This window comes from Pseudomonas bubulae (genome assembly GCF_900618535.1).
Classification (GTDB): domain Bacteria; phylum Pseudomonadota; class Gammaproteobacteria; order Pseudomonadales; family Pseudomonadaceae; genus Aquipseudomonas; species Aquipseudomonas bubulae.
In genome coordinates this window covers 666500-688507 of the sequence record NZ_UYJA01000001.1, presented here as the reverse complement: position 1 = coordinate 688507, position 22008 = coordinate 666500, and the positions used below count along the sequence as shown (strand labels likewise).

Genomic DNA, 22008 nt, shown 5'->3' with positions numbered 1-22008 from the left:
CACTCAATCTCCAGTTGTCAGGCAGTGGCCGCGTCAGCCAGCGGTGCTGGGGTCGGGGTCTTGTTCATCAGGTGGTTGCGGTAGCGCGGCAAGGCCATGGCCAGAAACACCGAGGCCAGAACCAGCAGCGAGATACAGGAAGCCAGGGCATAGCGCAGGCCTTCGTTGCCCAGGGTATGGGCAAAGCCGTCACTGAGCATGCCGATCAGCAGCGGCCCGACACCGACCCCGAGCAGGGTCATGGCCATTACAAAAATTGCAGTGGCCTGGGCCAGGCGGGTGGCTGGAAACAGATGGGAGATGGCGCCCAGGCAGGGCGTTGCCCACCAGGTGCCAAAAAAGCTGAATACGCAATAAAACAGAAACGCGGTCGGCATGGGTGTGCTGCCCATATAAAATGCAGTGCCCACTGGCCAGAGGAAATACGCCAGACCGAACGGGATGCTGATCAGCGTGCCCAGCAGCGGCACCCCGATTTGCCAGCCCTTGTCGCGACGCACCAGGCGATCACACAAAATGCCGCAGGTCAGGGTGCCGATGGTTGCCCCGGCACCGCCTGCGACCCCGGCCAGCAGGCCCGCGTCCTGCAGGCTCAGGCCGTGGGAGCGGATCAGGAAGCTCGGGCTCCAGGTGCCGATGGCATAACCGGCAATGGCCGCCGAGCCGCCGGTGCACACCAGCCAGAGAAAGGACGGTGTCTGGAACAACTCGCGAACCGTGACCAGCCAGTGGTCTTGCGCGACCAGATTGGGGCTGACCAGCATCGCCGGCTTGGGTGCCCGCACGGTAAACAGCAGGATCAGGCCGAGCAAAATCCCCGGAGCGCCGATCACCACAAAAGCGAAACGCCAGCCGTAATGCTGGGCAATCCAGCCGCCCAGGCCGAGGCCGAAAATCGCCCCCAGACTTGAGCCCAGCATCAATACCGACAGGGCGGTCGAGCGGCGGTCGGGCGGGTAGAGGTCCGAGACCATGGCCATTGACGGCGCGGTGCCCCCGGCTTCGCCGATAGCGACCCCGATCCGGGCGATCACCAGCATGGTGAAGCTGGCGGCAAAGCCGCAGAAAATGGTCATGACGCTCCAGGCAATACAGCTGAAGGCGATGACTTTTTTGCGCCCGATCCGATCGGACAGGCGCCCCAGCGGAAAGCCGAAAAGGGTGTAGAACACGGCAAAGGTCACACCTGAAAGCAGACCTATACCGGTATCGGAAATGCCGAACTCGGCCTTTACCGGTTCGATCAAAATGGCCATCAGCAGCCGGTCTATGTAGTTGAAGATATAGATGGCTGCCAATACGCCCAGTGCGTAATGGGTTCGCCAGGTGGGGCGCAAGGGTATGGACACGACGGGTCTCCCGGTTTTTGTTCTAGTGAGTGAGTTATTCCACGAACCGGCTGGATGAACATCGTCCATTTAGACCAGCCGGTCATGCACAGAATCTCTCTGGGGATGAAAGCTGTAGATACTCTGTTGCAGGTCAAGCCCTATTGTGGGAGCGAGCCTGCTCGCGAACGACCTTCGCGAGCAGGCTCGCTCCCACAGTTGCAGTGTTTCTGCAGCTGCCGTAGGAACTAGGCTGCTCGTCAGCTGCTACGGTCGTCATCCGCTCTTGAGCTGCTTAGTCCCATCGGACGATGTTCAGCTTTTAGCCGCAGTCAATGATTGCTCCCATACACCGTCCGGGCTTACCGGCGGGCCGACTTCGGGCAGGTGGGAGAACAGGATGAAATTGCTTAACAAAGTGGCGTTTGTAACCGGTGCAGGCCAGGGCATGGGACGAGCGATTGTTCGTCACTTTGCCGAGCAGGGTGCCAAGGTGGTCGCCGCCGACATCAACCTCGATGCCGCGCGTCAAAGTATTGAAGGGCTGGGCGAAAAGGCCCTGGCAGTGTCCTGTAACGTCGCTGACAGCGACTCGGTCGCCACCGCGATGGCTGCCGTGCATGCACATTTCGGCAGCCTCGATGTGCTGGTCAATAATGCCGGTATCGGCTCCATCGATGCCTTCGCACAAACCCCGGACGAACACTGGCAACGAGTGATCGGGGTCAACCTGACCGGGCCGTTTTTCTGCAGCCGAGAAGCGGTGAAGCTGATGCTCGCCGCTGCCACGCCCGGCGTGATTATCAATATCTCCAGCACCGCCGCCCTGACCGGCGAAGGTCCGAGCCATTACTGTGCAGCCAAGGCCGGGGTAATGGGCCTGACCCGCAGTATGGCGCGCGAACTGGCCGGCAACGGCATACGGGTCAACACCATCGTTCCCGGCCCGACCAACACGCCGATGATGGCTGACATCCCGGACGACTGGATGCAAAGCATGCTCAAGGCCATCCCCTTGGGTCGCATGGGTGAAACCGATGAAATCGCTCGCGTCGCGGCCTTTCTGGCCAGTGATGACGCAGCGTTCATCACCGGTCAGAACCTCGCGGTCAACGGCGGCATGGCGTTTATCTGAGTGCCGCGCACAGCAATGGGAGAGCAGATCATGGGTACTCGTTTACAAGACAAAATTGCCTTTATCAGCGGCGCCGGTTCAGGCATCGGCGCGGCCACGGCGTTGCGCTTTGCCGAAGAAGGCGCGCTGGTGGTGTTGTGCGGGCGACGCATCGAGCCGCTGCAAGCCGTAGCGGCACAGATCCGTGACAGCGGCGGCCGCGCCGAATGCGCGGTGGCCGATGTCAGCAATGAAGCCGCTTATGTCGGCGCCATCAGCGAGGCGGCACAGCGCCACGGCCGTCTGGATATTCTGGTCAACAACGCCATGGCCTACAGCTGGGGCGCGATTGACAGCACCTCGACCGCTGACTGGCATTCGAACTTCGCCACCACGGTGGACGGCACCTTTTGGGGTACACGCACGGCCATGGGCCTGATGCGCGCCCAGGGCAGCGGTTCGATCATCAACCTGGCCTCGATCTGCGGGCAGTTCGGTACGCCGTGGATGGCCGGTTACTCGGCGGCCAAGGCCGCGGTGATCAACTTCAGCCGCGCTGCGGCCAGTGAAGGTGCCAGCCACAACATCCGTTGCAACGTGGTCAGCCCGGGTGTGGTCGAGACACCGGCCACGGCAGGCATGCTCACCGATGACAAGACGCGCACCAATACCGAAAAACTGATCCCGCTCAAGCGCGTCGGCCAGCCGGTGGAAGTGGCCAACGCCATTCTGTTCCTGGCCAGTGACGAAGCTTCATACATCACCGGTGCTTGCCTGCCGGTGGATGGCGGACGCAGCAGTGAGCTGTACACGGTATTGGAATAAGGACCCTTTTATGGAACAGAGCGCTTTGTTAGCCCGTCTCGATCGGCTGGAATCGATTGATGAGATCCGCCAGCTGGCTGGTAAATATTCGTTGTCGCTGGACATGCGTGACCTCGATGCCCACGTCAATCTGTTTGCCGAAGACATTCGCGTAGGCCGCGGGAAAACCGGGCGTGCGCACCTCAAGGCCTGGGTCGACGACACGTTACGCGACCAGTTTCACGGCACTTCCCATCACCTGGGCCAGCACCTGATCGAGTTCACCGACCCGGACCATGCCGTGGGCGTGGTGTATTCCAAGAACGAGCACGAGACCGGCCCCGAGTGGGTGACCATGCAAATGCTCTATTGGGATGACTATGAGCGCATGCAGGGGCGCTGGTATTTCCGCCGTCGCCTGCCGTGCTACTGGTACGCCAGTGACCTCAACAAACCGCCGATCGGCACGCAAAAAATGCGCTGGCCGGGGCGCGAACCCTACGCCGGTACGTTCCACGATCTGTTCCCGTCGTGGACCGAGTTCTGGGCCAGCCGCCCGGACAAGGAGCAACTGCCGCAAGTGGCGACAGCGGCTCCGCTCGAGCACTTTCTTGCCACCCTGCGCCGTGGGGCTGGCGCACCGAAAATCCGCGTGCGCTGAGGAAATACCATGAGCATTCTGTTTGAACCCGTGCGCCTGGGTGAGCTTGAACTGGCCAACCGTATCGTCATGGCGCCCATGACCCGCAGCCGCGCCGATCAACACGGGGTGCCGACGGCCGAGATGGTCGAGTATTACCGTCAGCGCGCTTCTGCCGGATTGATTGTCGCCGAAGGCACGGCGCCCTCGGCCAGTGGCCTGGGCTACTGTCGCACCCCGGCGATTTACTCCCCGGCACAAATTGCCGCCTGGAAAGCCGTGACCGATGCAGTGCATGCCGAAGGTGGCCTGATTGTGCTGCAACTGATGCATGTGGGGCGTGCAGCCAGCGCCCACAACAAACCGGCAGGCGCCGCCACGGTAGCGCCGTCGGCCTTGCGCGCCCGCACCCAGCTGTTTACCGACACTGCCGGGATGGTCGATACCGACGAGCCGCAGGCCTTGTCGCCGCACGACATCGAACAGGTCATCGAAGATTACCGCCAGGCCGCACTCAATGCACGCCAGGCCGGTTTTGATGGCGTCGAGCTGCACTGCACCAGCGGTTATCTGCCGATGCAATTCATGGCCTCGGGCAGCAACCGGCGTGAAGACCAATACGGTGGCAGTGTTGAAAATCGCGTGCGCTTCCCGCAGCAGGTGCTGGCAGCGATGGCTTCGGCTATTGGCCCCGGGCGTGTCGCCTTGCGCCTGTGCCCGGGCAATCCGTTCAACGATATCGATGACGAAGACCCGCTGGCCACCGCAGTTGCCCTGTGCAAGGCCGCCGAGCCGATGGGCCTGGCTTATGTGCATATCATGCGCTCACCGCTGGCGGAACTGGATGCCTTTGCCCTGGCCCAGCGTCATTGCAGCAACGGCCTGATCCTCAATGACGGTTTTGACGGCGAATCGGCACAAGCCGCGCTGCAGGCCGGGCAGGGCGATGCAGTGTCGTTTGCCCGGCACTTTATTGCCAACCCGGACCTGGTCGAGCGCTTGCGCAAGGGCTTGCCCCTTGCCCGCTTCGACCGCAAGACCCTGTACTCACCTGGCCCGGAAGGCTACAGCGATTACCCGCTGGCCGAGGCGGTGGCGCCATGAACGACATGTCCCGCATCAGCACCCTGACGGCAGTCAGACAACAGCCCGTGCCCCGTGATCAGACCCAGGCACTGCTGGATTTGCGTTCTGCGGCCAGCGGCCAGATCAAACCGGCGGACCTGTATACCCTGGCCGACCGTCTTGAAGGGCAGGCCCGTGCATTCCCCGATCGGCCTTTTTTGATCGACGGCGAGCAGCGTGTCACCTACGCCGCCGTGGAAGCCCAGGCCAATCGCATGGCCCATGTGTTTTACGCCAAGGGCCTGCGCCCCGGGGATGTTTGCGCGATTGCCATGGAGAACCGTCCGCAGTTCTTCTACAGCTGGTTCGGACTGGTCAAGCTCGGTGTGGTGGTGGCGTTTATCAACACCCAGGTCAGTGGCAAGCCACTGGTGCATGCCTTGCAATCCACGGCGGCCAGGGCGGTGGTGGTGGGCGAAGAATGCCTGGCCAATCTGCTGGGCACTCAAGGTTTGCCCGATGTCCCGCTGTGGCTGGTCAACGATGCACTGAACCCCTTTGACGGCGAGCTGCCGGCCATTGTCGATATTGACTTTGAACAGCACGTCGCCGCTGCCCCGGCCACGGTCTTCGCCCGTGACGTGCGTGCGGCGATTACGGCCGAAACCACCACACTGCTGATATTTACCTCGGGCACCACCGGCCTGCCCAAGGCGGCACGCTATAGCCATATGCGCTGGTTGTCCTCGGGTGACGTGATGGAAGTCACCCTGGGGGCCACCTGTGACGACGTATTTTACTGCTGCCTGCCGCTGTACCACGGCGCGGCGGCCACTTCGGTGACGTCCACGGCACTGCGCGCAGGTGCGAGCATTGTGTTGCGGCGCAAGTTCAGCGTGCGTGAGTTCTGGCCGGATGTGCGCCGCAACCGCATTACCGTGTTCCAGTACATCGGCGAGATCTGCCGCTACCTGCTCAACCAGCCAGTAGTGACCGGTGAGCGCGAGCACAGTTTGCGCCATATGCTCGGCGCCGGGCTCACGCCTGAATCCTGGCAGCGCTGGCTGGAGCGTTTTGGCCCGATCCAGGTGTTCGAGGGCTGGGGTGCCACCGAAGCCAACGCCAACCTGATCAATGTCGACAACTATGTGGGCTCCTGTGGTCGCGTGCCGGACTGGAGCCGCACCAATCTGCGCCTGGTGCGTTACGACGTGGAAAGCGACAGCCATCCGCGGGATGCAAACGGTTTTTACCAGTTGTGCCAACCGGGAGAAATCGGCGAGGCAATGGGCTTTATCGTTGATCACCCGCAGATAGGCGGTGGGCGTTTCGAGGGGTACACCAGTACTGCGGCCAGCGAGAGCAAGATCCGCCGCGATGTGTTTCAACGTGGTGATGCCTACTGGAGTTCGGGCGATCTGCTGCGTTATGACGACGACGGCTATTTCTATTTTGTCGACCGCATCGGCGACACCTTCCGCTGGAAAAGCGAGAACGTCTCGACCCTGGAAGTGGCCGACACCCTGAGTGATATGCCGGGGCTTGAACTGATCAACGTGTACGGCGTGCAGGTACCTGAACACGAAGGCCGTGCGGGGATGGCGGCGATCTTGATGCAGCCCGGGCATAGCTTTGACCCGCAGGCTTTTTATGAGCTGACGCAAACCCGTTTGCCGCGTTATGCCGCGCCGGTGTTTGTACGGGTAACACTGGCGGCGGACCTGACCAGCACCTTCAAGCTGCGCAAGGTTGATTTGCAGCGTCAGGGTTACGCGCCGCAGTTGTTTGCCGATCCGCTGTTTGTGCGCGATGAAAGTAGCCGCACCTATCAGCCGTACTCCCTGCAAGTGCTGGCCCGTAACGGTCTGCTGCCGTTTGCAGGTGCCGACCATGAGTGAACTCGACGCTCAAGGCCATCAATGGCGTGACGGTCTGCGCTACCCCTGGCCACAGGCCCCGGCCAGCGGCCAGGTGCAGGAAGTGGCCGAGGGCGTGCTCTGGCTGCGCATGCCGCTGCCGTTTGGCCTTGATCACATCAACCTGTATCTGCTGCGTCACGGTGACGGCTGGGTGGCGGTGGATACCGGGCTGAACAGCGATCAATGTCGCGCCGTGTGGGAGCAGGTGTTTGTCGAAGCCATGGCTGGCTTGCCCCTCAAGGCGGTCATTTGCACCCATTTTCACAGTGACCACACCGGTGTGGTGGGCTGGCTGGCCGAGCGATTTCGTTGCCCGGTGCTGATGACCCATGGCGAGTTCGAGGCGCTGCACCATGGCCCGCCGCGAGCGACGGCACCGGACTGGGCGTTTCTGGATTTTTATCAAAAGGCCGGCTTCAGCGCCGAGCGCGCGACGGCGTTGCTGCCGCTGATCCAGGGCGAGCACTTTCGCCCGCAACTGGTGGCGGGGTTTACCCGGCTGAACCAGGGCAGCCAGTTGACCATCGGCGGGCGGCGCTGGGAGGTGGTGATGGGGAACGGTCATTCACCGGAACACGCCTGTCTGTATGCGCCGGACGATGGTTTGCTGATCTCCGGCGACCAGGTGTTGCCGCGCATCACTTCCACCATTGCCGTGTATGTCAGCGAGCCTCAGGCCAACCCTTTGCGGGACTGGCTGGACTCGATCGAACGGTTGCGCACGATCCCCGACCACGTACTGGTGCTACCGGCCCATGAACGGCCGTTTTACAACCTGCATCTGCGCCTGGACCAGTTGCGCGACCACCATCGCCAGCACTTGCAGCAGTTGCTGGCAGCGTGCGAACAACCGCGCACCGGGCTGGAAATGATGGCGGTGCTGTTCAAGAAACTGTCAGGCCGTTTCGACGAGCTGATGGCGCTAGGCGAGACGTTGGCGCATGCCAATTACCTTATGGCCGAGGGGGCGCTCGTTCGTGAGGAAGAAGGAGGGCTGCATCGTTATCGACAGGCCCCGACAGGAGTCGTGAAGTTCGACCCGCTTGAGTTGCTTTGAACACAACGCAATGACGCTTGAACCCATCGAAGCGGCCACCGAGTCGCTAATCAGGAGAGGCAGAGTGATCAATAAAAATAACAATAATTGTTCAGGGCAGCGCCCGCACAACTTCCAGGCCAGTGGCCTGGCCGTTGCCGTGGCGCTGGTCTGCAGCCCGCTGTGGGCAGGGGACACCATCGAGTTCGATGACGGCACCACGATTGATTGGTCGGTCACCACCAGCTATGGCATCGGTACGCGGCTGGGCAATCCCAGCGGCCGGTTGATGGGGGTCAACGTCGATGATCCGAACCGCAACTTTGATCAGCACAGCCTCACCACCAACCGGGTGGGCGCGCTGGGCGAAATGATCCTGCGCAAAGACAACTACGGTGCGGTGGTGCGCGCCAGTACCTTTTACGACGATGTGTATCACCGCAAGAATGACAACGATTCACCGGCCACCGTCAACAAATACGGCGACAACGACGAGTTCACCAGTGACACCCGCTACTACAGCGGTGGCCGCACGCGCCTGCTCGACGCTTATGTGTTTGGCGGCTGGCGTTTTGAAAACGACACCATGCTCGACGTAAAAGCGGGTCGGCATATCGAGTCATGGGGCGAGAGCCTTTACTACCCTGGCGTCAACGGCGTGCAGAACCCGTCCGATGCGGTCAAGGCCGCGCAGCCGGGGGTTGAGGTCAAAGAGGTGCTGCTGCCGGTGGGGCAGTTCTCGGCGTCTTACCGGATCAACCCGCAAATTACCCTGGGCGGTTATGTGCAGTACGAGTGGAAGGGCACCGAACTGCCGCCGGTGGGCAGCTTTTTGTCGACTTCCGACGTGATCGGCCCGGGCCGCGAATTTTTGTATATGGGCGCCAACAAGGTGCCTTACCTGGGCACCGACGAGCCGCGCGACAGCGGCCAGTGGGGTGCTCAGGTCCGCTACAGGCCGATTACCGACCTCGAAGTATCGCTGTTCCATGTTGTTTACCACGACAAAAACCCGGCCACTGCGCTGGTGGGCTGGGACCCGATACCGGCAGGCCCCGGTGGCCTGGCTTACAAGGCCAACGGCTACCGGGTCAAATATTTTGAAGACATCAAACTCACCGGTATCAGTGCCACCACCAAGCTTGGCGAGTACCAGCTTGGTGCGGAGTGGTCTTATCGCGACGGTGCTCCGGTGATGGTCAATACCGGTCTGGGCCCGGTGCCGGCCAAGGGTAAGGGCCAACAGTTCCAGTTGTCGGCCATGCGCATCCTGGGGGACCGCCCCTGGGCCAGCCAGACCACCCTGACCGGTGAGTTTGTCACGGTGCGTGCCGACCACGCCGACGAAACCTCTGCCGCGCCGAACCTTGATGGTGTGGGCCTGTTGCCGTCGCTGGTGCCGTCCGTGCAACCGTCCGATCAGTACACCTACAAAACGGCCACGGCCTGGCGTACCCGCTCTTCGAGCGCTTACACCGTGGGCGCCTCGTTCAGTTACCCGGGCGTATTCCAGGGCTGGGACCTTGAAGTGCCGTTCACCTTCTCCAACGTATTCAGCGGTGCGGCACCGATGTCGGGAACCATTGCCGGGGTGGCGGGGGACAGGCGCCTGAGTGCGGGTACCACCTTCAAATACCTGGGCAACCTGGAAGTATCCCTCAGGTATATCGGGTACCTGGGCTCCCCCGACCCGATCTACCGCCCGCTGGCAGACCGTGACTACGCCACGTTCTCGATGAAATACACGTTCTGACGACTTGCCTGCCCCTGTGTGGGAGCGGGCTTGCTCGCGATACAGGCACTGAGGTTTTGCAGCAGAACCGCGTCGGTGCCAGCGCGAGCAAGCCCGCTCCCACGGAACGGCCTGATTTGCACTTTTAAAGAGAGAAAACCATGGGTCTTAAAGGTCATGCCGCCATTGTTGGCAGCGCTCAGTACAAACCGGAGAAATACGCCACGGCCCCGCGCATGTTCCATCTGGAACAAGTGGCTGACCTGGCGGCCCGGGCGTTACAGGATGCCGGCTTGCAGGCATCGGATCTCGATGGGCTGGTGATCAATGGCCCGCATTTTCATGAAGCCTCAGTGTTCGTCCCGGCCATGGCCGCCGAGTACCTGGGCTTGCGCCTGAATTTTGCCGAAGTGGTCGACCTTGGCGGCTGTACCTCGGTGGGCATGGTCTGGCGCGCTGCCGCTGCGATTGAGCTGGGTTTGTGCCAGGCGGTGCTGTGTGTGCTGCCCGCACGCATGGCGCCCATGGGCCCGGATGAAGACGCCAGCTGGATGGCCCGGGCCATGCGCTTTGGCGGCCACAGCACAGCGTTCGGTGCACCTGAAGCCGAGTTCGACTTGCCGTATGGGCATATGGGCCAGAACACCGGCTACGCGATGATCGCCCAGCGCTATGCCGCGCAATATGGTTATGACCCGCGGGCACTGGCAAAAATCGCGGTCGATCAGCGCACCAATGCGCAGTACAACCCAGAAGCGATGTTTTACGGCCAGCCGCTGACCATCGAGCAAGTGCTGGCCAGTAAAAAAGTTGCCGACCCGCTGCATGTACTGGAAATCGTCATGCCGGTGGCCGGTGGCGCCGCGATGATTATCGCCTCCAAAGAGGTGGCAGCACGGGCGCGCAAGCGGCCATCGTGGATCACCGGCTTCGGCGAGCACCTGGCGTTCAAGTCGCCGTCCTATGCCCAGGACATGCTGCACACACCTATCGGGCCTGCCTCGCAGCGCGCATTCGCAATGGCCGGGCTCAAACCGGCCGATGTGGATGCGGCACAAATTTACGACTGCTACACCATCACCGCCTTGCTGACCCTGGAAGACGCCGGTTTTTGCGCCAAGGGCGAAGGCATGAACTTTGTCCGTGAACACGACCTGACCTGGCGCGGCGATTTTCCGATGAACACCCATGGCGGCCAGCTCAGCTTTGGCCAGGCCGGCGCGGCGGGGGGGATGAGCCAGGTGATCGAGGCGGTGACGCAAATTGCCGGAGAAGCGGGCGAGCGCCAGCTCAAACGCTGCGACACGGTATATGTCTCAGGCACCGGTGGGGTGATGAGTGAGCAGGGCGCATTGATACTTCAGGGAGCATAAATCCGATGTCGAACAACAAACCAATGCCGGTTCCGACCGAGATTTCTGCACCGTTCTGGGAAGGCCTGAAGGCCGAGCGCCTGCTGATTCAGCAATGTGAACGATGCAGCCACTGGGTGTTTTATCCGCGCAGGCACTGCCCGGCGTGCTTTACCCATGCCCTGACCTGGCGTGAAGTCAGTGGTGGCGCGACGCTGTACAGCTTTACCGTGACACGCATCGCGACCCTGCCGGACTTTGCCGATGAAATGCCGCAGATACTGGCGGTGGTCGAGCTGGATCAGGGTGTGCGCATCAATACCAATCTGGTCGGGCTGGACGAGTCTGAAGTGAAAGTGGGCATGCGCCTGCAACCGGTATTTGCCGAGGTCGATGCCAAGGGCAACCGGCTGCTGCGTTTTACCGGGCTGGACAAGGATGCCGAGGCGTTGAAGACGCTGCGTACGGTTGAGCAACCGGTGCCAGAAACCGCAGTGCCAGTGCGCCAGATTGCCCTGGATGACGAAGAGGGCCTGCAGGCGCTGGTCAGCGACGAGTTCAGCCCGTGGAGCAACCAGGTGGTGGTCGATCAGGGCCTGATTGACAGCTTTGCCCAGTTATCCGGGGATGATTACTGGATCCACACCGATCCGGAACGTGCGCGCAAGCAAAGCCCGTTTGGCGGGACCATCGCCCACGGTGCGCTGGTGCAGATCCTGCAGTCACGGATGAAACTCAACCTGGGTTATGAGATCACCGGGTTCACCAATATGGTCAACTATGGTTCGGATCGCCTGCGCTTCCCGGCACCGGTGCCGGCGGGCTCGACCATCCATGCGCGGGCCCGGGTCAAGCGGGTAGAGCGGGTCAGAAGCGGTACTCAGCTGACCCTGGAACTCAATACCCATGTGCTGGGCAGCGAGCGGCCGTCGGTGATCAATGAACTGGTGATTTTGTATATGTGATGCCCTGTGGGAGCGGGCGTGCCCGCGATGCTATCGACGCGGTTTTAATGACACGCCGCGCCGCCTGCATCGCGGGCAAGCCCGCGCCCACCGGTTTAAGGCGCCCCACCCGAGCGCTTTAGTCTCAACGGACGATGAACCCCACCCCCATCCTTCCCATACTCCTCCAAGCCAATAAATACAGGCATTGAGGAGCAGGCACATGATCGACATTCGTGGTTTGAGCTACTTCGTTGCAGAGTCTGCAGATCCCGTTCAATGGCAGCGTTACGCCGAAGACGTGCTCGGGATGATGGTCAGCGAAGCACCCGCCGGCGGCTTGTACGTGAAGATGGATGAGCGTCCGTATCGCATGCTTATCGTGCCGGGCGGTGAGTCGCGGTATCTGGCTTCCGGTTGGGAGCTGGCCGGCGAAAAGGCTTTCAACGCCGCGATCGAAGTGCTGGATCAGGCCGACGTCAACTGGCGCCTGGGCAGCGCCCAACAGTGCGATCAGCGCGGTGTGCAAGCACTGCTGCACGTCACCGACCCTTCAGGTAACCGCCATGAATTGAGCTGGGGCCATCGCTCCGATTGCCAGCCCTTTGTCTCGCCCCAGGGAGTGCCGGGTTTTGTCACCGGTGATATGGGCCTGGGCCACACCGTACTGCCCGCGCCAAATTTCGATGCCACCCTGGCGTTTGCCAAGGATGTGCTGGGCTTTGAACTGTCGGATATTTTCAACTTCCGTCCCGACCCTTCGGCACCACCGATCCGCATCCATTTTCTGCATTGCAAAAACAGCCGTCACCACAGCCTGGCCCTGGCCGAGTACCCGGTGCCGTCCGGCTGCGTGCATGTGATGGTCGAGGTCGAGTCGATGACTGAAGTGGGCCGCGCCCATGACCGGCGCATCGCGCATGACGTACAGCTGTCGGCCACCCTCGGCCAGCATCTGAATGACCGCATGACCTCTTTCTATATGAAAACCCCTTCAGGTTTTGACCTGGAGTATGGCTATGGCGGCTTGCTGGTGGATTGGCAGGACCACAGCGCTTTTGAATTCACCCGGGTAAGCCTGTGGGGCCATGACTTCTCCGCAGGACAGTCGTAAGGAGCACTACATGAACAAGCAAATGACAGCGGCAGACGTGGTCGGCCAACTGCGCGACGGCATGACCATCGGCTTCGGCGGCTGGGGCCCGCGGCGCAAGCCTATGGCGATCGTGCGCGAGATCCTGCGTTCTGACGTCAAGGATCTCACCGTGGTCGCCTATGGCGGTCCCGAGGTCGGCATGCTCTGCGCTGCCGGCAAGGTCAAAAAACTGATTTTCGGCTTTGCCACCCTCGATGCCATCCCGCTCGAAGCCTACTTTCGCAAGGCTCGCGAGGCCGGAGAACTGGAGCTGATGGAACTGGACGAGGGCATGCTGCAATGGGGCCTGCGGGCCGCCGGCATGCGTCTGCCGTTCTTGCCGACCCGTTGTGGCCTGGCCACCGATGTCAGCCGCCTGAACCCCGGGATCAAGCAGGTGCAGTCGCCCTATGCGGATGGCGAGGTGTTGCTGGCCATGCCGGCGCTGAATCTGGATATCGCCTTTTTGCACGTCAACGTTGCCGACCGCCTGGGCAATACCCTGGTAACGGGCCCCGATCCTTATTTCGATCATTTGTATGCCCGTGCCGCCAAACAGTGTTTTGTCTCCTGTGAGCGGATCGAGGAGCGCTTGAACCTGGATGCTGCCCAGGCCCGCTTCAACACCTTCGAACGTTATCTGGTCAGCGGCGTGGTGCATGCACCCTTTGGTGCGCATCCGACAGCCTGCCCGTCCGACTACGGCTGGGACCTTAGCCACTTGAAACGCTACAGCGCCAGCGCTGCCGAAGAAGGTGGCTGGGAAGGTTATGTAGCCGAGTTTGTGACCCCGGGCGAAAGCGCCTACCAGGCCAGCAATGGCGGGGTCGATCGATTGAGCGCTTTGCCGCTGCCCGTGTTTTGAGGAGTGTGGACATGACTGCTACTAGCGAATTTACCCTGGCTGAACTGTTGATCGTGGCCGCCTGTGAAGCCTGGCGCGGTAACGGCGAAGTGATTGCTTCGGGCCTGGGGGTAATCCCGCGCCTGGGCGCGAGCCTGGCCAAACTGACCCATAGCCCGGAACTGTTGATGACCGACAGCGAGGCATTTCTGGTGGAAGAGCCTATTCCCCTGGGGCCGCGTGGAGATTTTGTACCGCGTTATTCGGGCTATCTGTCGTTCGAGCGGGTGTTCGAGTGCGTGTGGGGCGGGCGTCGCCACGCCATGATCGGTCCGACCCAGATCGACCGCTGGGGCCAGACCAACCTGTCGTGCATTGGCGACTACCAAAAGCCCAAGGTGGCAATGCTCGGGGTGCGCGGTTTGCCGGGCAACAGCATCAACCATATCAACTCGTTCTTCGTGCCGTCGCACAACACCCGGGCGTTTGTCGCCGGGGAAGTGGACATGGTCTCGGGTGTCGGCTACAAGCCCGAGCGCTGGGAAGAGGGCATGCGCAGCGACCTGATGGACATCCGCCTGATCGTCACCGACCTGTGTGTGATGGACTTCGGCGGACCGGACCGGGCCGTGCAGGTGCGTTCCCTGCATCCGGGCGTGAGCTTTGAAGAGGTACAGGAGAAAACCGGTTTCCCGCTGCTCAAGGCCGCCGACCTCAAGCAGACCGTGGCGCCGACGCCGGAGCAACTGGCGCTGATCCGCCGCCTCGATCCCCATGACTATCGCGCCTCTGCGCTCAAGGGCAACCCGCCCGGCATTCGTCAGGCCTGATGGCCAGGAGTTCATATGAGCAGCGACAGCGAATTTGTGCAGCGGGCTGACACCGCTGTGTATGAAACCGAGGACCCGGTGCTTTATGGGGTGGCCGATGGTATCGCCACGCTGACCATGAACCGGCCGACCGTCAATAACGCGCAAAACTCGCAGATGACCTACGCCCTGGACGACGCCTTGCGCCGTGCCGTCAATGACGATGCGGTGAAGGTCATTGTGCTGCGCGGCAATGGTAAGCATTTTTCCGCAGGGCACGATATCGGCACGCCGGGGCGCGATATCAACAAGGAATTTGAGCGCGCCAGCCTGTGGTGGGACCACACCAACAAGCCGGGCGGCGAGTACCTCTATGCCCGCGAGCAAGAGGTGTACCTGGGCATGTGCCGGCGCTGGCGCGAACTGCCCAAGCCGACCATTGCCATGGTGCAGGGGGCGTGCATTGCCGGCGGGCTGATGCTGGCCTGGGTCTGTGATTTGATCGTGGCCAGTGACGATGCTTTTTTTCAGGACCCGGTGGTACGCATGGGCATTCCGGGGGTTGAGTATTTTGCCCACCCCTATGAACTGAACCCGCGCATTGCCAAGGAGTTTCTGTTTACTGGCGATCGCATGAGCGCCGAACGCGCCTACCAGATGGGCATGGTCAATCGCCTGTTTACCCGCGAAGGGCTGGAGGCCGGTACCTATGCGCTGGCAGCGGCCATCGCCAAACAGCCGCGGATGGGCCTGGCCCTGACCAAGCAGGCGATCAATCACGTCGAGGACTTGCAGGGCAAGCGTACGGCGATGGACGCGGTGTTTGCCTGGCATCACTTCGCCCATAGCCATAACGAGCTGCTGTCCGGGGACAAGCTGGGCGGCTATGACGCCAAGGCCATGATTGAAGCGAACAAGAGTGCTGCGGGAGAGCGTGGATGAGTGACTATCTGCAAACGGCGTTGACCGATGCCCTGGGCTGCGGTTACCCCATTGTGCAAACCGCGATGGGCTGGGTAGCGGACGCCAATCTGGTGATCGCCAGTACCCGTGCGGGGGCCTTCGGTTTTCTGGCCGGAGCGACCATTGCGGCGGATCAGCTGGAGGGCCAAATCCTGCGGGTGATCGAGGCCACGGGGGGGAGTAATTTCGGCCTCAATTTCCATATGTTCCAGGAAAACGCCGCGCAGTGCGTGGACCTGGCCATCAAGTACCGCCTGCGAGCCGTCAGCTATGGCCGCGGCCCCGACCGCCAGACCATCGGGCGTTTCAAAAAGGCCGGGGTGTTGTGCATTCCCACCGTGGGTGCGCTTAAACACGCACTCAAGGCCGTGGAACTGGGCGCAGACATGGTCACCGTACAGGGCGGCGAGGGTGGCGGGCATACCGGGGGCGTGCCGAGCACCATTTTACTGCCGCAGGTGCTGGATGCGGTGCGGGTGCCGGTGATTGCCGCGGGGGGCTATTCCACCGGGCGCGGGCTGGCCGGGGCGCTGGCCACAGGTGCGGCCGGGGTGGCCATGGGCACGCGGTTCCTGATGACCCAGGAGTCGCCAACCCCGATCGCGACGCTGGAGCGCTACGTGAAAGTGACCGACCCACAGCAGATTCGCGTGACGACGGCAGTGGATGGCATGCGCCACCGCATGATCGAAAACGCTTTTATCAATCGTCTGGAAAAAGCCGGTGCCTTTGGCCGCCTGCGCATTGCCCTGGGCAGCGCCTGGCACTGGAAGCAACACACCGGCATGAGCCTTGGGCATATGCTCGGTGTATTTGCCAAATCAATAAAAGAAGACCCTGCTGCGCTGTCGCAGACGGTGATGGCGGCCAATCAGCCGGTGCTGTTGCAGCGCTCGATGGTGGATGGCGTACCGGATGAGGGGATTTTGTCCAGCGGGCAGGTGGCCGCTGCCATTGGCGAACTGAAAAGTTGCCAGAGCCTGATCGACGAGATGGTGCAAGAGGCCGAGCGCTGCCTGATAGCGGTGAATGCACGTCATCAGGCAGCGCGCTGTAAGGCGGGGGAAGCGGCAGCCATCTGAAACGGCTGGCTCTGCTGTAATTTAACTTATCTGGATACAAAGCCTGTCCGCTCTGGCCCGTGGGGCAAGCATTCTGATCACTACACTTTTTAATTATTGTGCAGTTCAGGAAGCTGATTTATGCCCCAAGCCTTGCATCGCCATACTCCCTTGCTAACCGCTTATGACCCTCGCGGGCTGGCCATCTGCACGGTGGCCTGTCATCGGCGCACTGCGGCGCAGGAACCTGAAGCGCGGATCAGCCGCCAGGTGTTTGGCCCCAGCGGTTTTTTGACCGAACAGTGGGATCCGCGTCTGGTGGCATTGCGCCGTAAAAATCCGACTACGGTGCCCAATCAGCGCAATCGATCTTCGCTGTCGGGGCGCCTGCTGCGCAGCGACAGTGTTGACCGCGGCGTGCGTATCAGCCTGGCAGGGGCGGGCGGGCAACTGCGCTTTAGTTGGGATGCCCGGGGTACCCGCAGCATCTGGGAATACGATGAACTGCTGCGCCTGAACGCCGTATTCGAACAGGGCGCCGGAACTGAGGTTGCGCATTGTGTCGAGCGTCTGACCTATGCCGACAACAGCGCTGTGCATGCGAGCCAAAATGGCTGCGCCCGGCTGATCCGTCATGACGACCCTGCCGGCACGCTGTGGTTTGAGGGCTATGACCTGCTGGGGCAGGTGACGAGTCAGTCACGGCGATTCGTACGTGACGCATCCCAAGCGCCCAACTGGTCGCCGCAGGCCGGGTTGCGTGAGCAGCACCTTGAATCCCGAAGCTGGCGCACTCAATGGCGCCGTGATGCTGTGGGCCAGTTGGTTGAGCAAATCGATGCCCAGGGCAATCGGCAGCGTATGCGCCATGATGTGGACGGTCTGCTGGCTGCGGTGATGGTCAATCTCGGCAGCGGTCGCCAGCACAGTGTGGTGCAGCAAAGATCCTATAACGCGAGCGGCCAGATAGAAGTTGAACGGTCGGGCAACGGGGTAGTGCGTGCCCTGGCCTACAGCCCGTTGGATGACCGCCTGCAGCAACTGAAAACATGGCGCACCAGTAATCCGGGTGAAGCCTTGCAGGACTTGAACTATGTCTATGACCGGGTTGGCAATGTGCTGAATATCCGTGATGCGGCGCAACCTGTGCTGTGGTCTGATAATACCCGGCTGCAAGCATTGAGCACTTATACCTACGACTCGCTCTACCAGCTGATAGAAGCCACGGGCCGTGAAAACGCCAGCAATCTCAATGGCCCGCAGCTGCCCGTTGCTGCGGGCCTGGGTGCGGCCAACGGTCAGCGTATGCGTAACTACCGTCAGTCGTATACCTACGATGCAGGCGGCAATCTTGCCCGGCTGCAACACATGCCCAGCCACGGTTCCGGCTATACACGGCAGATGAACGTGGCTGACCACAGCAATCACGGCCTTGAACAAAAGTCGGGGCTGCCCGCCCGCCCCGGGCTGGCAAGCGGCTTTGACGCGAATGGCAACCAGCAGGTACTCGAACCGGGGCAGTGGCTGAGCTGGACCCTGCGCAATCAATTGCAGCGAGTTACCCGTGTCACACGCCAGGACGGTGCCAACGATGATGAGGCCTATGTCTACGACAGCAGCGGGGCAAGGGCGCTTAAAATCAGACAGTCCCATGGCCATCGTCAGCCCCGTCGTGAAGAGGTGTATTACTTGCCCGGTCTCGAAGTCCGGCGCAACAGCGCCACGGGCGAATGGGTGAATGTGCTGATGGTGGTCGGTGATCTCAATAGCGCGAGCATATTGCAGTGGGAGAAGGGGCGCCCCGAAAGCATCGATAACGAACACATGCGTTTGAGCCTCTCGGACCATCTGGGCTGCAGCATGCTGGAGCTGGATGGCTCTGGGCGGTTACTCAGTCAGGAAAGCTACTACCCCTATGGAGCCACTGCCTGGTGGGCGACGAAAAATACCCTTGAAGCCCGTTATAAATTTATTCGCTATTCGGGCAAGGAGCGCGATGCCAGCGGGCTTTACTATTACGGCTTGCGGTATTACGCACCGTGGCTGGCGCGCTGGATCAGCGCCGATCCGGGCGATGATATTGATGGCATGAACCTGTACGCGATGGCGCTGGGCAATCCCGTCGGCAGGGTCGACGAGCAGGGCCTGCTGAGTTCGGAGGCGGCTATTGGCCGGTTTGCCGGATTGCACTCGGCCATCTCCGGGCTGTCCAGGCAGATCAGGTCGCGGTGGCAGGCTTCGAGTGCCGCCGCGATTCGTGATGGGCTGGCAACCTGGATCAGTAATGTTGTCGGGGTGGGGGTCGACCTGGCCCTGTTTGAGGGTCGTCAACCGACTCACGGGCTCAATGTTGCCTTGCGAAGTACGGTAAATGCCATTGATGCACTGGCCGTCATGCACATGGGTACCGGGCTTTTTGCAAACTTGACTCACTGGAGCCCCTTTATCGGTTTTATTGCCGCAAACGTTACGCACAGGGGCTTTGAAATGCGAGGTGCCAGCGAGGGGGCGGGTTCTGATGAGGTTTGGGATCCCGTGGCTCGAGTGAGGCTGGCGGGGCATGTGCGCTCACTTACACGTGAAGTCCTGCAGCAGACCTTGAGAGGTTACGGTGACAGCGTGTCCTGGGGGCAGACCCCGGTAAGTTCCAGAATCATGCGAACGATGATGAGTGCAGGTGCCTATGGCCTGGCTACTGTTCCCAACGCGGTCTATGGTCAGTTTGTGCCAGGGCCACTGCAGCCGAATATAGCGCCTGTGATCGAGGCTTATGACGGGGCGGCGGGGACGTACATTCGCGCGGGCCATCAATCTGCTCAGCTGGATCGTCACGTGAATACGCTGCAGATCCCGCCAGGGATGGCCACGTTTCATGGAGGCATGAGCAGGATGTTCAATCAGACGTGGGTTTACTGGGCCGGGGTCGGGATCGAGGCCATCGCCGCGTATGTCACAGGTTCGCCGATAGCGCAGCAAAGTTCACGGGCCAGGGCCTGGGTGGGGGCTGCCAAAGGGGCGGTATCGGCACTGACCGAGGTGCGTGGGCTTTTGCTGCAAACGGCCAGAAGTGGTTACAACAGCCTGTTCAAGCGTTGGAGACCGGTCAAGCACTGATGATGGATAACCTGCGGCGGCGGGCCTGTTCGCGATGATAGTGCTCCGGTTTGGTGTGATACCCCACGCTGCCTGCACCGCAGGCATTGTGCTGCTCACGCTGTCTGAGGCTTGCCAGATCATCGTGGCAGCGCTTGGCATCAGGACAGAAATCCGCCATCTACATTCAGCGAGATACCCGTGGTGTAGCTCGATGCATCGCTTGCCAGATACAGCACAGCCCCGGCCATCTCGCCGGGGGCGGCGACGCGTTTGAGCGGGATGTGTTGCAGGGCGGTCTTGAGAATGGCGTCGTTGCTGACCAGCGCCGAGGCAAACTTGGTGTCGGTCAGCCCCGGTAGTAACGCATTGCAACGAATGCCGAACCCTGCACATTCCTTGGCAAACACCTTGGTCATATTGATCACCGCTGCCTTGGTCATCGAATACACACCCTGGAACACTCCCGGTGATACGCCGTTGATCGAGGCTACGTTAATGATGCTGCCGCCGCCGTGCTCGCGCATCAGCTTCCCTGCCTCCACGGACATAAAGAAATAGCCGCGAATATTTACATCGACGGTTTTCTGGAAAGCGCCAAGGTCGGTGTCCAGTACGTTGCAGAACTGCGGATTGGTCGCGGCGTTGTTGACCAGAATATCGATGCGGCCAAAGTCTGCGCGTATGCGCGCAAAGGTCTGAGTGATCTGTTCCATTTCGCCAATATGGCAGGCGATGGCAGTGGCCTTGCCGCCCTCGGCGATGATTGCATCGGCCACTGGCTGACAGCCTTCGAGTTTGCGGCTGGAGACAATGACGTGGGCACCTTGTTGGGCCAGCAGCCTGGCAATGGCTTCACCGATGCCGCGGCTGGCACCGGAAACAAAAGCGATTTTGCCATCAAGGTCGAACAGTTGAGTCCTGGACATGTTGATTCCCTGTTATCTGGGGCTTAGAGGCTGGAGCGGCGAATGACGTTGAGGCTCATCTGCTCCAGCAGCGCGTTCATTTGTATGAACTGGGCAAAACGTTTGTCTGCGGTCTGGCCGTGGTAGTAGCGGTAGTAGATCTGTTGAACGATACCCGCCAGACGAAACAGGCCGTAGGTGTAGTAGAAATCGTAGTTGTCTATCTGAATCCCGGAACGCTCGGCGTAGTAATCCACAAATTCGCGGCGGGTCAACATACCCGGAGCGTTGCTCGGCTGGCGCCGCATCAGTTGCACCGGTGCTGGGTCATCCGCCTCGATCCAGTAGGCGAGGGTGTTGCCCAGGTCCATCAGCGGATCACCCAGCGTAGTCAGCTCCCAGTCCAGCACGCCGATGATCTGCATCGGGTTGGCGGGATCTAGGATCACATTATCAAAGCGGTAGTCGTTGTGAACGATAGCCGGGGTCGGGTAGTCGGCTGGCATTTTGGCGTGCAGCCAGTCTTTTACTGCGTGCCAATGGGGTGCATCCGGGGTCAGGGCCTTTTCGTAGCGCTCGCTCCAGCCGCTGATCTGGCGCTGCACGTAGCCTTGCGGCTTACCCAGATCGGCCAGGCCGCAAGCGTTGTAGTCAACGCGATGCAACTCGACCAGTTTGTCGATAAAGCTCTTGCACAGGGTTTTGCTGGCGTCGGCGCCCAATGCCAGTTCCTGCGGCAGATCCGAGCGCAGGATGATGCCCCTGACCCGTTCCATGACATAGAACTCGGAGCCGATCAGACTTTCGTCGGAGCAGTGGGCGTAGGCCCTGGGGCAGTAGGGGAAGGCGTCCTTGAGCTGATTGAGGATGCGAAACTCGCGGCCCATGTCGTGCGCCGATTTGGCCTTTTGGCCAAAGGGCGGGCGGCGCAGTACCAGCTCTCGACCCGGGTATTCAATCAGGTAAGTCAGGTTCGAGGCGCCGCCGGGGAACTGGCTGATCGCAGGTTCCCCCACAAGGCCAGGAATATTTGCCTTGAGGTAAGGGTCAATGCGGCTGGCGTCGAGTTCTTCGCCGGTGCGGATGCGGGTGGACGAGTCGGTAAGCGCCATGTTTATCTCTTCTGTTTATAGTTGAGGCCTGACAACATTCGCTAATCTAATGGGCGGCCCGGGTCTCGACAAGTTGGCTGCTGCCTTAATAGGCAGGGCTGTTAGCAGGGGATCAGCGTCTTTGATGGCCACTGCCTCAATAAACCGCA

18 protein-coding genes are annotated in these 22008 nt (G+C 61.1%); 15 read left to right on the top strand and 3 right to left on the bottom strand.

What is annotated here, in order from left to right; genetic code table 11:
* Positions 1–17: 17 nt before the first annotated feature.
* The gene (locus PPTH39_RS02915) at positions 18–1349 is read right to left on the bottom strand and encodes a spinster family MFS transporter (RefSeq protein WP_095020041.1); all 1332 of its coding nucleotides are present in this window, start codon (positions 1347–1349) and stop codon (positions 18–20) included.
* Positions 1350–1728: 379 nt separating this feature from the next.
* Between PPTH39_RS02915 and PPTH39_RS02910 the strand changes: the two genes are divergently transcribed.
* The 15 genes from PPTH39_RS02910 to PPTH39_RS02840 all read left to right on the top strand — a co-directional run bounded on the left by PPTH39_RS02910 (position 1729) and on the right by PPTH39_RS02840 (position 19860).
* The gene (locus tag PPTH39_RS02910; RefSeq protein WP_095000425.1) at positions 1729–2463 is read left to right on the top strand and encodes an SDR family NAD(P)-dependent oxidoreductase; all 735 of its coding nucleotides are present in this window, start codon (positions 1729–1731) and stop codon (positions 2461–2463) included.
* A 30-nt stretch (positions 2464–2493) separates the two neighbouring features.
* Positions 2494–3267 carry an SDR family NAD(P)-dependent oxidoreductase gene (locus tag PPTH39_RS02905; RefSeq protein ID WP_095020040.1) on the top strand — a complete coding sequence of 258 codons (774 nt, stop codon included), beginning with the start codon at positions 2494–2496 and terminating at the stop codon, positions 3265–3267.
* 10 nt (positions 3268–3277) lie between these two features.
* On the top strand, positions 3278–3907 hold the full coding sequence (locus PPTH39_RS02900) for a nuclear transport factor 2 family protein (protein ID WP_130871561.1): 630 nt from the start codon (positions 3278–3280) through the stop codon (positions 3905–3907).
* A gap of 9 nt (positions 3908–3916) precedes the next feature.
* Positions 3917–4990: an alkene reductase gene (locus PPTH39_RS02895; protein WP_095000422.1), complete on the top strand. Its 1074-nt coding sequence runs from the start codon at positions 3917–3919 to the stop codon at positions 4988–4990.
* Positions 4987–6849 carry a long-chain-acyl-CoA synthetase gene (locus PPTH39_RS02890; RefSeq protein WP_130871560.1) on the top strand — a complete coding sequence of 621 codons (1863 nt, stop codon included), beginning with the start codon at positions 4987–4989 and terminating at the stop codon, positions 6847–6849. The genes PPTH39_RS02895 and PPTH39_RS02890 overlap by 4 nt, the downstream gene beginning before the upstream one ends.
* Positions 6842–7927: an MBL fold metallo-hydrolase gene (locus PPTH39_RS02885; protein WP_095000420.1), complete on the top strand. Its 1086-nt coding sequence runs from the start codon at positions 6842–6844 to the stop codon at positions 7925–7927. Before PPTH39_RS02890 ends, PPTH39_RS02885 begins: the two co-directional genes overlap by 8 nt.
* A 64-nt stretch (positions 7928–7991) precedes the next feature.
* Positions 7992–9659 (top strand): DUF1302 domain-containing protein, encoded by a 1668-nt coding sequence (locus PPTH39_RS02880; protein WP_130871559.1) that lies wholly within the window; start codon positions 7992–7994, stop codon positions 9657–9659.
* Positions 9660–9799: 140 nt separating this feature from the next.
* Positions 9800–11011: a thiolase family protein gene (locus PPTH39_RS02875; protein WP_095000418.1), complete on the top strand. Its 1212-nt coding sequence runs from the start codon at positions 9800–9802 to the stop codon at positions 11009–11011.
* Positions 11012–11016: 5 nt separating this feature from the next.
* On the top strand, positions 11017–11955 hold the full coding sequence (locus PPTH39_RS02870) for a bifunctional OB-fold nucleic acid binding domain-containing protein/MaoC family dehydratase (RefSeq protein WP_095020036.1): 939 nt from the start codon (positions 11017–11019) through the stop codon (positions 11953–11955).
* A gap of 202 nt (positions 11956–12157) precedes the next feature.
* Positions 12158–13048 carry a VOC family protein gene (locus PPTH39_RS02865; RefSeq protein ID WP_130871558.1) on the top strand — a complete coding sequence of 297 codons (891 nt, stop codon included), beginning with the start codon at positions 12158–12160 and terminating at the stop codon, positions 13046–13048.
* Positions 13049–13058: 10 nt separating this feature from the next.
* Entirely contained in the window at positions 13059–13934 is an 876-nt protein-coding gene (locus tag PPTH39_RS02860) for a CoA transferase subunit A (RefSeq protein WP_095000415.1), read from the top strand.
* A gap of 11 nt (positions 13935–13945) precedes the next feature.
* Positions 13946–14743: a CoA-transferase subunit beta gene (locus PPTH39_RS02855; protein ID WP_130871557.1), complete on the top strand. Its 798-nt coding sequence runs from the start codon at positions 13946–13948 to the stop codon at positions 14741–14743.
* Between the two features lie 15 nt (positions 14744–14758).
* Positions 14759–15664 (top strand): enoyl-CoA hydratase, encoded by a 906-nt coding sequence (locus PPTH39_RS02850; RefSeq protein WP_095000413.1) that lies wholly within the window; start codon positions 14759–14761, stop codon positions 15662–15664.
* Positions 15661–16767, top strand: coding sequence for an NAD(P)H-dependent flavin oxidoreductase (locus tag PPTH39_RS02845; RefSeq protein ID WP_130871556.1), 1107 nt, complete (start codon positions 15661–15663; stop codon positions 16765–16767). Before PPTH39_RS02850 ends, PPTH39_RS02845 begins: the two co-directional genes overlap by 4 nt.
* Positions 16768–16887: 120 nt before the next feature.
* Positions 16888–19860: an RHS repeat domain-containing protein gene (locus tag PPTH39_RS02840; RefSeq protein ID WP_130871555.1), complete on the top strand. Its 2973-nt coding sequence runs from the start codon at positions 16888–16890 to the stop codon at positions 19858–19860.
* Between the two features lie 140 nt (positions 19861–20000).
* Here PPTH39_RS02840 and PPTH39_RS02835 read toward each other — a convergent pair whose 3' ends face one another.
* Both PPTH39_RS02835 and PPTH39_RS02830 read right to left on the bottom strand, forming a co-directional pair.
* Positions 20001–20768 carry an SDR family oxidoreductase gene (locus tag PPTH39_RS02835; RefSeq protein WP_095018034.1) on the bottom strand — a complete coding sequence of 256 codons (768 nt, stop codon included), beginning with the start codon at positions 20766–20768 and terminating at the stop codon, positions 20001–20003.
* 23 nt (positions 20769–20791) lie between these two features.
* Positions 20792–21859, bottom strand: coding sequence for a phosphotransferase family protein (locus tag PPTH39_RS02830; protein ID WP_130871554.1), 1068 nt, complete (start codon positions 21857–21859; stop codon positions 20792–20794).
* Positions 21860–22008 lie beyond the last annotated feature (149 nt).

Coding starts and splice junctions, on each gene's coding strand:
- PPTH39_RS02850 (WP_095000413.1), top strand. CDS start 14,759: ATGAGCAGCGACAGCGAATTTGTGCAGCGGGCTGACACCGCTGTGTAT.
- PPTH39_RS02885 (WP_095000420.1), top strand. CDS start 6,842: ATGAGTGAACTCGACGCTCAAGGCCATCAATGGCGTGACGGTCTGCGC.
- PPTH39_RS02860 (WP_095000415.1), top strand. CDS start 13,059: ATGAACAAGCAAATGACAGCGGCAGACGTGGTCGGCCAACTGCGCGAC.
- PPTH39_RS02900 (WP_130871561.1), top strand. CDS start 3,278: ATGGAACAGAGCGCTTTGTTAGCCCGTCTCGATCGGCTGGAATCGATT.
- PPTH39_RS02830 (WP_130871554.1), bottom strand. CDS start 21,859: ATGGCGCTTACCGACTCGTCCACCCGCATCCGCACCGGCGAAGAACTC.
- PPTH39_RS02890 (WP_130871560.1), top strand. CDS start 4,987: ATGAACGACATGTCCCGCATCAGCACCCTGACGGCAGTCAGACAACAG.
- PPTH39_RS02875 (WP_095000418.1), top strand. CDS start 9,800: ATGGGTCTTAAAGGTCATGCCGCCATTGTTGGCAGCGCTCAGTACAAA.
- PPTH39_RS02870 (WP_095020036.1), top strand. CDS start 11,017: ATGTCGAACAACAAACCAATGCCGGTTCCGACCGAGATTTCTGCACCG.
- PPTH39_RS02835 (WP_095018034.1), bottom strand. CDS start 20,768: ATGTCCAGGACTCAACTGTTCGACCTTGATGGCAAAATCGCTTTTGTT.
- PPTH39_RS02905 (WP_095020040.1), top strand. CDS start 2,494: ATGGGTACTCGTTTACAAGACAAAATTGCCTTTATCAGCGGCGCCGGT.
- PPTH39_RS02895 (WP_095000422.1), top strand. CDS start 3,917: ATGAGCATTCTGTTTGAACCCGTGCGCCTGGGTGAGCTTGAACTGGCC.
- PPTH39_RS02910 (WP_095000425.1), top strand. CDS start 1,729: ATGAAATTGCTTAACAAAGTGGCGTTTGTAACCGGTGCAGGCCAGGGC.
- PPTH39_RS02865 (WP_130871558.1), top strand. CDS start 12,158: ATGATCGACATTCGTGGTTTGAGCTACTTCGTTGCAGAGTCTGCAGAT.
- PPTH39_RS02855 (WP_130871557.1), top strand. CDS start 13,946: ATGACTGCTACTAGCGAATTTACCCTGGCTGAACTGTTGATCGTGGCC.
- PPTH39_RS02840 (WP_130871555.1), top strand. CDS start 16,888: ATGCCCCAAGCCTTGCATCGCCATACTCCCTTGCTAACCGCTTATGAC.
- PPTH39_RS02845 (WP_130871556.1), top strand. CDS start 15,661: ATGAGTGACTATCTGCAAACGGCGTTGACCGATGCCCTGGGCTGCGGT.